This window comes from uncultured Maricaulis sp., assembly GCF_947259345.1.
GTDB lineage: Bacteria > Pseudomonadota > Alphaproteobacteria > Caulobacterales > Maricaulaceae > Maricaulis.
Genome location: NZ_CAMYLS010000021.1, coordinates 1 through 13,649 on the forward strand (window position 1 = coordinate 1; position 13,649 = coordinate 13,649).

The 13,649-nt window shown below is 63.4% G+C and carries 12 protein-coding genes and 1 pseudogene; all 13 read left to right on the forward strand.

Features of this window, described 5'->3' with window-relative positions:
- Positions 1 to 518, forward strand: a pseudogene (murD, locus tag Q0X62_RS10340) (UDP-N-acetylmuramoyl-L-alanine--D-glutamate ligase); the annotation flags it as partial.
- Positions 515 to 1,642, forward strand: coding sequence for a putative lipid II flippase FtsW (gene ftsW / locus Q0X62_RS10345; protein WP_297735101.1), 1,128 nt, complete (start codon positions 515 to 517; stop codon positions 1,640 to 1,642). The pseudogene murD and the gene ftsW, both read left to right, overlap by 4 nt.
- A complete protein-coding gene (murG, locus tag Q0X62_RS10350; RefSeq protein ID WP_297735104.1) occupies positions 1,639 to 2,745 on the forward strand; it encodes an undecaprenyldiphospho-muramoylpentapeptide beta-N-acetylglucosaminyltransferase in 1,107 nt (368 codons plus the stop codon). Before ftsW ends, murG begins: the two co-directional genes overlap by 4 nt.
- Entirely contained in the window at positions 2,742 to 4,151 is a 1,410-nt protein-coding gene (gene murC, locus Q0X62_RS10355; RefSeq protein ID WP_297735107.1) for a UDP-N-acetylmuramate--L-alanine ligase, read from the forward strand. Before murG ends, murC begins: the two co-directional genes overlap by 4 nt.
- A gap of 274 nt (positions 4,152 to 4,425) precedes the next feature.
- Complete coding sequence (murB, locus tag Q0X62_RS10360) at positions 4,426 to 5,349, forward strand: UDP-N-acetylmuramate dehydrogenase (protein WP_297735110.1); 924 nt, start codon at positions 4,426 to 4,428, stop codon at positions 5,347 to 5,349.
- A 20-nt stretch (positions 5,350 to 5,369) separates the two neighbouring features.
- Positions 5,370 to 5,969: a hypothetical protein gene (locus Q0X62_RS10365; protein ID WP_297735113.1), complete on the forward strand. Its 600-nt coding sequence runs from the start codon at positions 5,370 to 5,372 to the stop codon at positions 5,967 to 5,969.
- Between the two features lie 49 nt (positions 5,970 to 6,018).
- On the forward strand, positions 6,019 to 6,933 hold the full coding sequence (locus tag Q0X62_RS10370) for a D-alanine--D-alanine ligase (RefSeq protein WP_297735116.1): 915 nt from the start codon (positions 6,019 to 6,021) through the stop codon (positions 6,931 to 6,933).
- Between the two features lie 119 nt (positions 6,934 to 7,052).
- Positions 7,053 to 7,829 carry a cell division protein FtsQ/DivIB gene (locus Q0X62_RS10375; RefSeq protein ID WP_297735119.1) on the forward strand — a complete coding sequence of 259 codons (777 nt, stop codon included), beginning with the start codon at positions 7,053 to 7,055 and terminating at the stop codon, positions 7,827 to 7,829.
- Positions 7,826 to 9,157 carry a cell division protein FtsA gene (gene ftsA, locus Q0X62_RS10380; protein ID WP_297735122.1) on the forward strand — a complete coding sequence of 444 codons (1,332 nt, stop codon included), beginning with the start codon at positions 7,826 to 7,828 and terminating at the stop codon, positions 9,155 to 9,157. The genes Q0X62_RS10375 and ftsA overlap by 4 nt, the downstream gene beginning before the upstream one ends.
- A gap of 105 nt (positions 9,158 to 9,262) precedes the next feature.
- Positions 9,263 to 9,658, forward strand: a complete 396-nt coding sequence (locus Q0X62_RS10385; RefSeq protein ID WP_297735125.1) for a hypothetical protein — start codon at positions 9,263 to 9,265, stop codon at positions 9,656 to 9,658.
- Between the two features lie 179 nt (positions 9,659 to 9,837).
- Positions 9,838 to 11,478 carry a cell division protein FtsZ gene (gene ftsZ, locus Q0X62_RS10390; protein WP_297735128.1) on the forward strand — a complete coding sequence of 547 codons (1,641 nt, stop codon included), beginning with the start codon at positions 9,838 to 9,840 and terminating at the stop codon, positions 11,476 to 11,478.
- A gap of 134 nt (positions 11,479 to 11,612) precedes the next feature.
- Positions 11,613 to 12,569, forward strand: coding sequence for a UDP-3-O-acyl-N-acetylglucosamine deacetylase (lpxC, locus tag Q0X62_RS10395; RefSeq protein WP_297735131.1), 957 nt, complete (start codon positions 11,613 to 11,615; stop codon positions 12,567 to 12,569).
- A gap of 240 nt (positions 12,570 to 12,809) precedes the next feature.
- The gene (locus Q0X62_RS10400) at positions 12,810 to 13,640 is read left to right on the forward strand and encodes an outer membrane protein assembly factor BamD (RefSeq protein WP_297735134.1); all 831 of its coding nucleotides are present in this window, start codon (positions 12,810 to 12,812) and stop codon (positions 13,638 to 13,640) included.
- Positions 13,641 to 13,649: the final 9 nt, after the last annotated feature.

The following is a 13,649-nucleotide window of genomic DNA, read 5'->3' on the forward strand; positions in this document are numbered from 1 at the left end:
CAGTGCGCGCGCTCGGTGTTTCCGGGCGGGCGGCGGCCGACGCCATCGCGACCTTCCCGGGCCTGGCGCATCGCCAGGAGCGCGTCGCGACGCTCAATGGCGTCACCTACATCAATGACTCCAAGGCGACCAATGCCGAGGCCGCGACGCAGGCATTGGGGTGCTACGACCATATCCGCTGGATTGTCGGCGGTCGGGCCAAGGCCGGTGGCCTGGTCGCGGCGCGTCCGCATTTCAACCGCGTTGCAAAGGCCTATCTGATCGGCGAGGCGGCCGCGGATTTCGCGACCGAACTCGATGGCAGTGTCCAGCACGAACAATGCGGTGACCTTGCCGCAGCATTGCAGGCCGCGACGCGGGATGCGGCGGCAGCGGGCGAGCCGGGCCAGGTCATTCTCCTTTCGCCGGCCGCGGCGTCCTTTGATCAGTTCACCAGCTATGAAGCGCGGGGCGATGCTTTCCGCGAACTGGTGCGCGCGCTCGTCCCCGCCGATGCTGTCGCGGAGGGTGTTGCGTGATCCAGAGCTTTCCGCGGGCGCTGGCGACCTGGTGGCGCGGCATAGACCGCACCCTGCTTTTCGTCATTCTGGCGCTGATTATCACCGGCCTGGTTCTGTCCATGGCCGCCAGCCCGGCCGCTTCGGAACGTCTAGGGCTGGATGATCCCTTCTATTTTCTCTACCGGCAGAGCGTGTTTGCCGTGCTCAGCCTGATCGGCTTGCTGGGTATTTCCGCGCTCTCGCCCAAGGGTGCGCGGCGTCTGGCCGGACTGGCCCTGGTGGGCGCTTTCGTGCTGATGGGGGCTGTTCTGCTTGTGGGCTATGAGGTGAAGGGAGCAACACGCTGGTTGCGGGTTGGATCCTTCTCGCTGCAGCCCTCCGAATTTCTCAAACCGGCGCTTCTGGTCACCGCGGCCTGGTTGTTCTCCGAGGAAAAGCGCGGCGCGCCCGTGCCCGGACGGATCATTGCGTTCGGCCTGTTCGCTGTGGCCATCGCCCTGCTGATGCTGCAGCCGGACTTCGGCCAGTCGGTGCTTTTGACTCTGTGTTTTGGCGGTATCTTCTTCGCCTCGGGCCTGTCCTGGATCTGGGTGGCTGTGCTGGGCGGGATGGCGGCGACCGGGTCGACCCTGGCCTATTTCACCTTCCCGCACATCGCCTCGCGGGTTGATCGCTTCCTCAATCCGGAAAGCGGCGACACCTATCAGATCGACCGCGCGACCGAGGCCATCTCGCGCGGCGGGATTGCCGGCGTGGGGCCGGGTGAGGGCGAGGTGAAGCATTTGCTGCCCGACGCGCACACCGATTTCATCTTCTCCGTCGCGGCCGAGGAATTCGGCCTGATCGCCTCCTTGTCCATCATCGGGCTGTTCGCCATCCTTGTGACACGGGCCTGGATGCAGGTCATGCGTTTGCAGGATGGTTTCGCCCAACTGGCCGTCGCCGGGCTGGCGCTGCAATTCGGACTGCAAAGCCTGGTCAATATCGCCGTAAACTTGAACCTCATTCCGCCCAAGGGCATGACCTTGCCCTTCGTGTCCTATGGAGGTTCATCCATGCTCGCCCTCGCTTTCGGCGCCGGCCTCCTGCTCGCCTTCACGCGCCGCCGTCCCGGCGCCTACACGCCCCGTTACGCCGCATGACACCCAGACGCTGCCTGATTGCCGCCGGTGGTACCGGCGGGCACATGTTTCCCGCGCGCGCCGCGGCCGAGGCCCTGATCGCGCGCGGTTGGCAGGTGCGCCTGGTCACCGATGCGCGCGGCCTGCGCCATGCCACGGACTTTCCGGCCGTCGCGGTCGATGAGATCCATGCCGCAAGCCCGTCGACCAAGAACCCGATCAAGCTCGCGAAAGCGGCGCTGGAACTGACCCAGGGTTTTGCCCAGGCGCGCGCCATTGCCGGCAAGTGGAAGCCCGATGTCGTGGCCGGTTTTGGCGGCTACCCGGCTTTCCCCGCGCTGGCGGTGGCCCGTTCCATGGGCACGCCCTTTGCCATTCACGAGCAAAATGCGGTGCTCGGCCGGGTCAATCGGGTCTTCGCGGCCAAGGCCGGTTTCATCGCTTCGGGATTTGAACGTCTCGACCGCCTGCCGGCCAAGGCGAAGAAACGCCATATCCTGACCGGCAATCCGCTGCGCGAGCCGATCATCAAGGCCCGCGCCGCCGGCTATCCGGCCATCACGGCGGACGGACGCCTCAACATTTTGGTGCTGGGCGGGTCCTTGGGCGCGCGCATCCTCTCCGAGACCGTCCCGAAGGCGCTGGCGATGATCCCGGAAAAGCTCCGTTCCCGCCTTGATGTCGTCCAACAGACGCGGGAGGAATCCCTCCCCATGGCCCGAGACCTCTATCAAACCGCCGGTATTTCTGCCCGATGCGAACCCTTCTTCGAGGATGTCGGGGCGCTCTACGCGGCCAGCCATCTTGTGATCGGCCGAGCCGGTGCGTCGACGGTCTCGGAAGTCGCTGGCGTCGGCCGACCGGCCATTTTCTGCCCACTGGCGATCGCCGCCGATGATCACCAGGCCGCCAATGTTGATGGCCTCGTCCAGGCCGTGGCCTGTGATGTCGTCCATGAAGGCGAGTTCACGGCCGAAAAGATCGCCGCCCTCGTCGAAACCCGTTTGTCCCACCCTGACGATCTCGCCAGCCGCGCCCAGTCGGCGCGCGCGCTCGGCCGCCCCGATGCCGCCGATGCGCTGGCGCGGGCGGTTGATGGCCTGGTCACCGGAGCCCTCGTATGAAATTCACTGCCCTGCCACTTGATGTTGGCCCCGTTCACTTCGTCGGTATTGGCGGGATCGGCATGTCCGGCATTGCCGAGGTTATGCTCAATCTCGGCTACAAGGTGCAGGGTTCCGACATCAAGGCGAACCCGAATGTCGAGCGCCTGACCGGCCTCGGTGCCACAGTCGCGATCGGCCACAAGGCCGAGAATGTCGACGGCGCCGGCGCGATTGTCGTATCTTCCGCCATCAAGCCGGACAATCCCGAACTGGTCGCCGCCCGCGCGGCCAAGATCCCGGTTGTGCGCCGGGCGGAAATGCTGGCCGAACTGATGCGGCTGAAATTCGCCGTCGCGGTGGGTGGCACGCATGGCAAGACGACGACGACCTCGCTGGTCTCGGTGCTGATGGATGCGGCCGGGGTCGACCCGACCGTGATTAATGGCGGCATCATTTCCGCCTATGGCTCCAATGCCAAGATGGGGCTGGGCGACTGGATGGCCGTCGAGGCGGATGAGAGCGATGGCTCCTTCCTCAAATTGCGCTCCACTGTGGCGGTCGTCACCAATATCGATCCCGAACACATGGAGCATTACGGCGATTTCGACACGTTGCGTCAGGCCTTCTTCCAATTTGTCGAGAACCTGCCCTTCTACGGCTTTGCCGTATTGTGTACCGACCATCCGGAGGTCCAGTCCCTGGCCAGCCGGGTCGAAGATCGCCGGGTCATCACCTATGGTCAAAACCCGCAGGCGGATGCCCGGCTGGAGAATCTCAAGATGGACCCGTCGGGCGCGACCTTTGATGTTCGCTTCCGCCTTCGTGGACAGGATGAAGTCGTGTGGCAGGGGCTTTTCCTGCCGATGATGGGCGAGCACAATGTGCTTAATGCCGTCGCCGCCCTGGCGACCGCGCGCGAACTGGGTCTGACCGAAGAGGGCGCCAAGACAGCGCTGGGCCAGTTTGGCGGGGTGAAGCGTCGTTTCACGCGCACGGGCGAGTGGAAGGGCGCGGCCATTATTGATGATTACGGCCACCATCCGGTCGAAATTCTCGCCGCGCTGAAGGCGGCCCGCCAGGCTGCGACCGGCAAGGTGATCGCCGTCATGCAGCCGCATCGCTATAGCCGCCTGCACGATTTGTTCGACGACTTCTCGACCTGTTTCAACGATGCTGACAGCGTGTTGGTCGCCCCGGTCTATACGGCTGGCGAGGACCCGATCGAGGGCGCGGACCAGGCCCATCTGGTCGAGAGCCTCGGGGCGCATGGCCATCGCGACGCAATTGCCACCACGCGCGAAACCGTCGCCGCGGATGTCGCCAGCCGGGCCGGTGACGGCGATGTTGTTATCTGCCTGGGCGCCGGTGACATCACGCAATGGGCCTATGCGCTGCCGGGTGAGCTGGAGGCGGTTGGCAAGTGAGGTGCGTGAGCGACACGTTTGTCCAGCCCGACCCGGGAAAGGCATCCACCTTGTCATCCCGGCCGGATGCCCCGCGAAAGCGGGGCGCAGAGCCGGGACCCATTGTCACTGACCATGGCCGACGATTGGCGCGATTTCGACGCCGCAGCTTTCTCGGTGCGTGCCGGGATTATAGGTCCCGGCTCTACGCCCGGCTCAAGGCCGGGCATCCGGCCGGGATGACAATCGGGGTTGGTTATTGTTTGCGGGCTCAAGGCAGAGGATGGCACACGGCATGACCCTGCTCGCCCAACTCCCGCCCGTTCGCGGCAAATATATCGAGGCCGCGCCGCTGAAGGACCTGACCTGGCTTCGGGTCGGCGGTCCGGCGGATGTGCTTTACCTCCCGGCGGACGAGTCCGATCTGTGCCGGTTCCTGGCTGAAACGCCGGACGATATTCCGGTGACCGTGCTGGGTGCCGGGTCGAACACGCTGGTGCGGGATGGCGGGGTGCCGGGCGTGGTGATCCGGCTGACGGGGGCCTTTGCCAAGACCGAGGCACTCGACGGCAACCGCCTGCGCGCCGGGGCCGGAGCGCTGGACAAGATGGTTGCCAAGGCGGCGGCCAAGGCCGGAATTGGCGGGCTGGAATATCTGGTCGGTGTGCCCGGCACGATTGGCGGCGCGCTGCGCATGAATGCCGGCTGCTATGATCAGGAGACCGCCGATGTGCTGGTCGAAGCCATCGCGCTCGACCGGATGGGGCGGCGCATCATCGCGACGCCGGAAGAGCTGGCCTACAGCTATCGCCATTGCTCGGCACCGGATGACTGGATCTTCACCGAGGCCGTTTTCCAGGGGCAGGCCGATGATCCCGAAGCGATCACCGAACGCATGAATGCGATCACAGCGCGGCGCGAGAGTACGCAGCCGATCCGCGAAAAGACCTCCGGATCGACCTTCGCCAATCCCGATCCGCCCGGCACGCCCGACCAACGCAAGTCCTGGGAGCTGATCGACAGCGTCGGCGGCCGCGGCTACCGCGTTGGCGGGGCGCATTTTTCCGAGCAGCATTGTAACTTCCTGATCAATGACGGCACGGCCAGCGCGGCCGATCTAGAACAGGTCGGAGAAGACGTGCGGGCGCGGGTTCGCGAGACACACGATATCGATCTGCGCTGGGAAGTCCGGCGCATCGGCCGGACGTCCGGCACCTGACACAAAGAGGGGCAACCCGTATGACACATCCTCTGGCCTCGGCCATTGAGCCGATCCGCGAAAAATTCGTCTACGCTTACACTCAATGGCTGCCGGAAATGGCCAAGCAGTTTCCGCAGGGGGTCAGCGAGCATCCCTTTGCGATCAAGGCGGACAAGGCCCTGCTGCGCAGCCTCTACCGGATTGATTTCGCGACCCAGCTCGAGCCGAAACCGGAATTTCGCGAATTCCGGATGCAGGAAATGATCGCCTTCAAGTCCTGGGACGGGCCGATGGATGGCGTGCACCTGCATCTCCACCCCTTTCGCTGGGATGCGGCGGTTATTCAGCTGCGCGACGCGAAATGGGACGAGGCGGCATTGCTGGACTGGTTTGACCGCTATTTCGGCTTGATGAAGGGCGTGCCCGTCACCATGCCGGGCGTGCAAACGGGCGGCTGCCTGCATGCCGCTTCGCTGCAGGACGAGCTCCTGCATTGTGATTTCGGCACCGCGCCGCTGGAGGCGCTGATCGAACTGATCGGTATCGGTGCGCGCTCCGGTGCCAGCGCGATGGCGATCAGTGACCCGACCGTGAAACCGATGACGCCCAATGCGCCGGCCGGCGACGTATTGAACTAGCCCGACCTCGGCCGCCTTGCGGTCACAGGGGTCCAGTCAGGACGAGATCATGAGCAAGCGTGTTGCAGTTCTTCTCGGCGGTCTGTCGCCGGAACGGGATGTCTCCCTGGTCTCGGGTGCGGCCTGTGCCAAAGGACTGCGTGAGGCGGGGTATGACGTCGTCGAGATCGATGCCGGGCGGGCCCTGTCACAACAACTCGCCGCCGCCGATCCGGATATTGTCTTCAATGCATTGCACGGCGAATGGGGCGAGGACGGGCTGGTCCAGGGTGTGCTGGAGCATTTCGGCAAGCCCTACACCCATTCCGGCGTGCTGGCCTCGGCCCTGGCCATGGACAAGCAGAAAGCCAAGGATGTGCTGCGCGCAGCCGGCATTCCCTGCCCGGAAGGCCTGATCACCAATCGCTTCGAGGCCGCCAAGTCGCACGCAATGAAGCCACCCTATGTCGCCAAACCCAATGCCCAGGGGTCCTCCGTGGGCGTCCATATCGTGCTGGAAGGCGCCAATCGCCCGCCGGCCGAATTGGGGTCGACCGCCTGGGCGCTGGGCGATGAAATCCTGATCGAACGCTATGTGCCCGGACGCGAGTTGACGGTCGCGGTCATGGAGGATCGCGCCCTCTGTGTGACCGAGATCAAGCCGAACACGACCTTTTATGATTACGAGGCTAAATATTCCGCCGGCGGATCGGATCATATTTTACCGGCGCCGGTGTCGGACGAGATTGCCGAACTGGCCAAATCCCTCGCCCTGAAAGCCCATCAGACCTTGGGTTGCCGCGGGCTGACTCGTTCGGATTTTCGCTACGATACTGATTCGGATACACCGCTATGGTTACTCGAAATTAACACCCAACCGGGCATGACTCCGACATCACTAGCGCCAGAACAGGCGCAGTATTGCGGGATCGCGTTTCCTGATCTCGTTGCATGGATGGCGGAGAATGCGTCGTGTCGAAGGTGAGGCGTGCCGGTTCGCGTAAAGCGGGCCGTCGCAAGACCAAACCCCAGTCCGCCGCGGTGTCCGCACCGCGGCGTTTGCGTAACTGGGCTGAGGCCCAGGTCCGGGGTGTCAGGTACCGTATGGCGAATGCAGCCCGTTTCGGCGGGCTGGCCGTGGTCGGCCTGTCGGCTGCCACGCTGGGCGGGCTTGCGCTTTTCGGACAGCTGGACGACGTGACCGCCTGGGCCGGTGAGCGTGTTGAGAGCCAGTTGGCAGATGCCGGCTTTGCGGTTCGTGCGATTGATGTGACCGGCGCACGTGGTGAGATGGCGCACGAGATCGTGCTCGCCTCGCAGATCACGGACGGTCAATCCATCTTCTCGGTCGATCCTGAAATCATTCGCGATCGCGTTGAGGCCATGCCGGTGATCCGGCGGGCTCGTGTCGCACGATTGCTGCCGAACCGGATTGCCATCGTTGTGGAAACCCGCGAGGCGTTTGCCTTGTGGCAAGTCGAGGGCGGGCTGCATGTGATTGATCGTGCTGGCGTAGTGCTGGCAGAGGCCGATGTCATGAACCCTCCGGACCTGCCTTTGGTGGTCGCCGAGGGCGCCAACCGGGCCGCGACGGAAATCGTCGATGCGCTCAGCCACTATCCTGAAGTCGCCGGCCGCGTGGTCGGTGCGGTGCGGGTTGGTGAGCGGCGTTGGAATTTACGCCTCGACAGTGGGGCCGACGTGAAATTGCCGGAAGGCGATGTGGTGGCCTCGATCGCCATCCTTGCCCGCTTGCAGGCCGAGCGCGGTGTCCTGCGTCTGGCGGCCGAGAGTTTTGACCTACGCGGTGAGGGCGATCTGATCGTCCGGGCTCTGCCTGATCGGGCAGCGGCGGCCGGTATGCGGGAGCGTGAAGCGTGAGTGTGTTCGATATGTTCCGGTCGCGGCAGCCCAGTGCTGTCAGCGGTTCCAAATCCCAGGGCGTTTGCGCCGCGCTCGATGTCGGTTCGTCCAAGATCGCCTGCTTCATCGCCCGCACGGACCAGACCATTTCCGGGCCGCGCCCGCGCGTGATCGGGGTTGGCCACCAGTCTTCGCGCGGCATGCGCGCCGGTGCCGTTGTCGACATGGATGCGGCCGCCGACGCTATTCGTACGGCTGTCGAGCAGGCGGAACGCATGGCCGGTATTGCCGTCAATGCGGTCACCGTCACCCTGTCGGCCGGTCAACCGGCCTCGACACGACTGGCCGCCGAGATTGATCTGCCGCAGCGCGAAATCACCGAGCGTGAGCCGCGCCGCCTGCTTGATGGCGCGCTGGCCGAGTTTGCGATCGAGGACCGCGTCGTCCTGCATGCCATTCCGCTGTCCTGGTCTGTCGATGATCATCGCGGGATCAAGGATCCGCGCGGCATGTTCGGCAAGACGCTGGGCGTGGAAGTGCATGTCATCACCGCGGCCATCGGCCCGCTGCGCAATCTGTCGACCTGTATCGAACGCTGTCATCTCGACCTCAAGGGCGTGGTGGCCACACCCTATGCCTCCGGTCTGTCGGCGCTGGCCGATGACGAGGTCAAGCTGGGCGCGACCCTGATTGACATGGGCGCCGGTGCGACGACCGCCGCGGTCTTCGCCGAAGGTGCCCTCCTGCATATCGACGCCGTACCGGTCGGTGGTTCACACGTGACGTCCGATGTTGCGCGCGGCCTATCGACGCCGCTGGCAGCTGCCGAGCGCCTGAAGACGCTCTACGGCTCGGCTCTGGACAGCCCGGAGGACGATCAGCAGATGATCGAGGTTCCTTCGGTCTCCGGCGAGCATGGTGCGATGTATGACAGCGCGCCGCGCTCCCTGTTGAATTCGATCATCCGCCCGCGCCTGGAAGAAACCTTCGAGCTGATCCGCGACCGCCTTGATGCGGCCGGTGTCGGCAAGACATCGGGGCGCCGCCTGGTCCTGACCGGTGGCGGGGCCCAGATGCCCGGGGCTGCGGAACTGGCGGCCCGGGTTTTTGGCAAGCAGGTTCGGATTGCCGGTCCCTGCGGTGTCAGCGGCCTGGGTGATGCCGTGTCGGGTCCGGCCTTCAGCGCTGCTGCAGGCGTGGTACGTCGCGAGACCCGCGGGGCTGCTGAAGCGATCGCGGGGCCGCCGCGCCTGAGCGGCCTGCCGGTCGTGCCGCGCCGTTTTCGCGGTGATGCCGGGCAGGGTGGTGCAGCGTCCATGTGGCGCTGGTTCGCCGAGAGCTTCTGAGCCCGCTGGGCGGCAATCTGCATTTCATAATCAATTACCGGTGCCGTTAAGGACATCAACTGGTGCGACCCCTATTTTCCCACCCTAGGTCGCATGTAGAGTCATATGTCTTTCAACCAAGTCACCGCCCTGCCGGAGCATGCCTGTGTCGAGGCCATCATCGATGGCTATGAAGACTGGGACAGCGCCACCGACTCCATTGTCGAGATGACGGAGCTGGCAGAGATCTACAACTGGTCGCGCATCCTGATTGATTTCACTCGCGTCAATCTGAGGGTCGCGCTTGTGGAAGCGCCGGAAATCGCAAAATTCTTCAACTCCTTCGCGACTCGCACCCTAGATGTGGGGGTTCGCCTCCCCGAGGCCGAGCGTGATATCACGGTCATCCAGACTTTCGCCGATTCACTCGGCGCCTTTGGTCACCAGATCACCCAATTGCGCAGCGATATCGACCGCGAAATCTGGCTGGCCGGTCCGCAGTCGTGCGCAGCCAACGGGTGAAACCGTCTCCCACGCGCGGTAACCGGTCACCGGCGCGCGTCGAACCAGCCCCGACTCTCATGCGAAATGTAAAGCCTTCCCTGCCTCACTGCCGCTGTTTTTAACCCCTGCTTAAGCGTCTTGGGGCGAAACTTCATGGTGAATCGTTGTTAACTCCAGTACCGAGCACGGGGTCTCCCATGACGCTGAACCTCTCCATTCCTGAAACGACCGAATTGCGGCCGCGCATTGTCGTCTTTGGTGTCGGGGGCGCCGGGGGCAATGCCGTCAACAACATGATCGAAGCCAAGCTCGAGGGCGTCGACTTTGTCGTCGCCAATACCGATGCCCAGGCCCTGCAACGCTCACAGGCTGAAAAGCGAGTGCAGATGGGGGCGGCGATCACTGAAGGTCTGGGCGCAGGGGCGCGCCCGGAAGTCGGTGAGCAATCGGCAGAAGACTCGCTCGAGGAGATCCGCGAACACCTGGGCGGTGCCCACATGGTCTTTATCACCGCCGGCATGGGTGGCGGCACCGGTACAGGTGCCGCGCCCGTTGTGGCGCGTGCGGCCCGTGAAATGGGCATCCTGACCGTCGGCGTCGTCACCAAGCCTTTCCACTTCGAAGGCTCGCGCCGCATGAAGCTGGCCGAGAGCGGTATTGAACAACTCCAGGATCATGTCGACACGCTGATTGTGATCCCGAACCAGAACCTGTTCCGCATCGCCACCGAAAAGACCACCTTCGCCGAAGCCTTCTCGATGGCCGACCAGGTCCTGCATTCCGGCGTTCGCGGGATTACCGATCTCATGGTCATGCCGGGCCTGATCAATCTCGACTTTGCCGATGTGCGTGCGGTGATGAACGAGATGGGCAAGGCGATGATGGGGACGGGCGAAGCCGGCGGCGAGAAGCGCGCTGTTGAAGCCGCCCAGGCTGCGATCTCCAATCCGCTACTCGATGATGTGTCGATGAAGGGCGCGACCGGCGTGCTGATCAACATCACCGGCGGCTATGACATGACCCTCTACGAAGTCGACGAAGCGGCCAATGAGATCCGGGCGGAAGTCGATCCGGAAGCGAATATCATTGTCGGCTCGACCTTCGACGAGAATATGGACGGTTCCATGCGGGTCTCCGTGGTGGCAACCGGTATTGACGCCGAGGTGATGGTTCAGGCGGATCCACGCTCTCGCCAGCGCACATCGGCGGCGGCACAGTCCAGCCCGAATGATGCCATCCTGCCCTGGAAACGCACCAATTCGGACCGCCCCGGACGGGCGATGCCCGAGCGCGGCGCCGAGCCGCGCGTTCAGGAAGCGCGAGCCCCGGAAACGCGACGTGAAGCGCCGGCGTCCCAAGCAATGCCAGAGCCTCGTCCCGAGGCTGATACCGACAATGAGTTCCAGGTCGAGCCCATGAAGCGCGCGGTGGGCGCCGAGGATTTGTCGGATGCCATATCGGCCAACTCGATCAATATCGAGCGTGACCCTTATGTCTCCGAAGTCCGCACTTCGCAGACGGAAATGCGCTCTGAAACCCCGCAAGTCGTCCAGGATCAGGCCCGTCTCGCACAGGAAGCCGAGCGCCTCAACGCACGCTATGAAGAGCGTCGCTCGCATGGCGCCGCGCCCGATCCCGAGGCCAAGGAAGAGAAGCGAGGCTTCTCGCTCTTCGGCCGCCGCAAGAAGCCGATCGAGCCTGCACCGAAGGCCGCGCCGATCACCAAAACCGCCCCGGTTCAGTCGGCTCAGCGCCCGGCATCTGGTGACCTGTTCGGCGACAGTCTCGAAGAAGGCGATCTGGAAATCCCGGCTTTCCTGCGCCGGCAGGCAAACTGACAGATCAACTATTTGAATTTTAACACGAAAAAGGGGCGTTCACTCGGGCGCCCCTTTTTGCTGCAAACGCGTAACAAACCGCAACAATGCTTTAATTGAATGCAGACGCGGCCTGTCGTTCACTTCAGACGGGGATGGCGGGTCTGCCATCATTTGTTGTTGAGCGTAACTCTAACGCAGAATGGCGCGTACTCGTGATTAACCGGCACACATTGGCGGCTTCTGTTGTTTTCGCAGGGATTGGTCTGCATTCGGGAGAGCGGGTCCGCATGGTCCTGCAGCCGGCCAGTGCTGGCGCTGGCATCATCTTTGTCCGCTCCGATGTAACTGACCGCAACAACCGTATTGCGGCACTGGCCCGCAACGTCAATGAAGTGCGCCTCGGCACCACGATCTCCAATGACGACGGTGTATCGGTCGCGACTATCGAGCATCTCATGGCAGCCTTGGCCGGTCTCGGCGTGGATGATGCGGTGATCGAGGTCGAAGGATCCGAAATCCCGGTTATGGATGGGTCTTCGGAGCCTTTCGTCAAACTCATCCGGCAGGTTGGATTGAAAGCGCACGCGATGCCGCGTCGCGCCATTCAGGTCCTGCGGCCGGTCATGATCGAGGATGATGACCGCAGTGCCGGTTTCATGCCGGCACTCAAGCCGTCCATCGAAATCGAGATCAGCTTTGAGCATGCGGCCGTCGGGCGGCAGTCCTGTGCCTTTGATATTGCCCCGGACATTTTCAGCGATGATATCGCCTCGGCCCGGACTTTCGGATTCCGCAAGGATTACGAAGCCCTCCTCGCGGCCGGCCTGGCCCGTGGTGGCTCGATGGAGAATGCGGTCGTTCTTGATGATGACGGCATCGCCAATCCGGAAGGTTTGCGATTCAAGGATGAGTTCGTGCGTCACAAGGCGTTGGATGCTCTGGGTGACATAGCTCTTGCGGGCGCTCCCATCCTGGGCTGCTACCGGGCGACCCGCCCGGGGCATGCCATTAACAATGCCGCTGTTCGGGCCTTGTTGGATGATCCGTCCGGTTGGAAGTGGGTCAATTTGCGCGATGTCGAGACCCGCGCGCTCGCGATGGCGCGTTGAACCGCGCTTTTCCGACTGTACCCACACCTCAGAATACGCTGTGGATCCATGGCTGCTGACATATCGTCAGGGCAGTTTCGCGCAGCCGTTTTCACCGGCGCCTATGCCTCCCGGCTCATGTGAAAGCATCCTGAACCCGCTGTTACCTGACAGCGGCCTTTTGCGCGAGCCAATCATCCGCTACAAACCTATTCGAACGGGCGGCCCTTCCGGCTGCCAGAGCTGTTGAGCCGTGCCTTCATGACCCTTAAGTCGCGTTTAGTTGTCCCGCTTCTCCTGTCCGCCGTCCTGGCTTCCTGTGCCAGTGGCCCGGATACGTCCGTCGCCTATGTCGAGCGTCCGGCGGAGACGATCTACGCCACCGCCTTCGAATCGCTTGATCGGGGCCAGTTCCCGCTCGCCGCGGCCCAGTTCGACGAAGTCGAGCGCCAGCACCCCTATTCGGAATGGGCGCGACGCTCGATGCTGATGGCCGCCTATGCCAATTACGAATCGTCGAATTATGAAGAGGCGATCTCCGATGCGCAGCGCTTTATCTCGCTGCACCCGGGCAATCGCAATGCGGCCTATGCCTACTACCTGATCGCGATTTCTCATTTCGAGCAGATCATGGATGTCGGTCGTGACCAGGCCGCGACCCAGCAGGCCATGGCCGCGCTTGAGCAGGTTGTGCGCCGCTTCCCGGAAAGCCGTTATGCGACGGATGCGCGTCTGAAAATCGACATGACGCGCGACCATCTTGCCGGCAAGGAAATGAGTGTCGGCCGCTGGTATCTGCGCCGCGGTTATCATCTGGCCGCCATCAATCGTTTCCAGAATGTGCTGCGCGAGTACGGCAATACCAGCCATGTGCCGGAAGCCCTGCACCGACTGGTCGAGTCCTATGTCTCGCTGGGTGTCGACGAGGAAGCCCGCCAGGTTGCGGCCGTCCTCGGTTATAATTTCCCGGGCAGTGAATGGTATGAGGACAGCTATGACCTCCTCACACGTGAGGGGATCTCGATTGGCGAAGCCATCGAGCAGGCTGACCCGACCTTCCTTGAACGGGCCATGCAACGCCTGTTTGGCTGATCCGGTTCG

What these genes read in the sequence shown, in the direction of transcription:
- murG (WP_297735104.1), top strand. Translation starts at nt 1,639, where the DNA reads ATGACACCCAGACGCTGCCTGATTGCCGCCGGTGGTACCGGCGGGCAC.
- murC (WP_297735107.1), top strand. Translation starts at nt 2,742, where the DNA reads ATGAAATTCACTGCCCTGCCACTTGATGTTGGCCCCGTTCACTTCGTC.
- murB (WP_297735110.1), top strand. Translation starts at nt 4,426, where the DNA reads ATGACCCTGCTCGCCCAACTCCCGCCCGTTCGCGGCAAATATATCGAG.
- Q0X62_RS10365 (WP_297735113.1), top strand. Translation starts at nt 5,370, where the DNA reads ATGACACATCCTCTGGCCTCGGCCATTGAGCCGATCCGCGAAAAATTC.
- Q0X62_RS10370 (WP_297735116.1), top strand. Translation starts at nt 6,019, where the DNA reads ATGAGCAAGCGTGTTGCAGTTCTTCTCGGCGGTCTGTCGCCGGAACGG.
- Q0X62_RS10375 (WP_297735119.1), top strand. Translation starts at nt 7,053, where the DNA reads ATGGCGAATGCAGCCCGTTTCGGCGGGCTGGCCGTGGTCGGCCTGTCG.
- Q0X62_RS10385 (WP_297735125.1), top strand. Translation starts at nt 9,263, where the DNA reads ATGTCTTTCAACCAAGTCACCGCCCTGCCGGAGCATGCCTGTGTCGAG.
- ftsZ (WP_297735128.1), top strand. Translation starts at nt 9,838, where the DNA reads ATGACGCTGAACCTCTCCATTCCTGAAACGACCGAATTGCGGCCGCGC.
- lpxC (WP_297735131.1), top strand. Translation starts at nt 11,613, where the DNA reads ATGGCGGGTCTGCCATCATTTGTTGTTGAGCGTAACTCTAACGCAGAA.
- Q0X62_RS10400 (WP_297735134.1), top strand. Translation starts at nt 12,810, where the DNA reads ATGACCCTTAAGTCGCGTTTAGTTGTCCCGCTTCTCCTGTCCGCCGTC.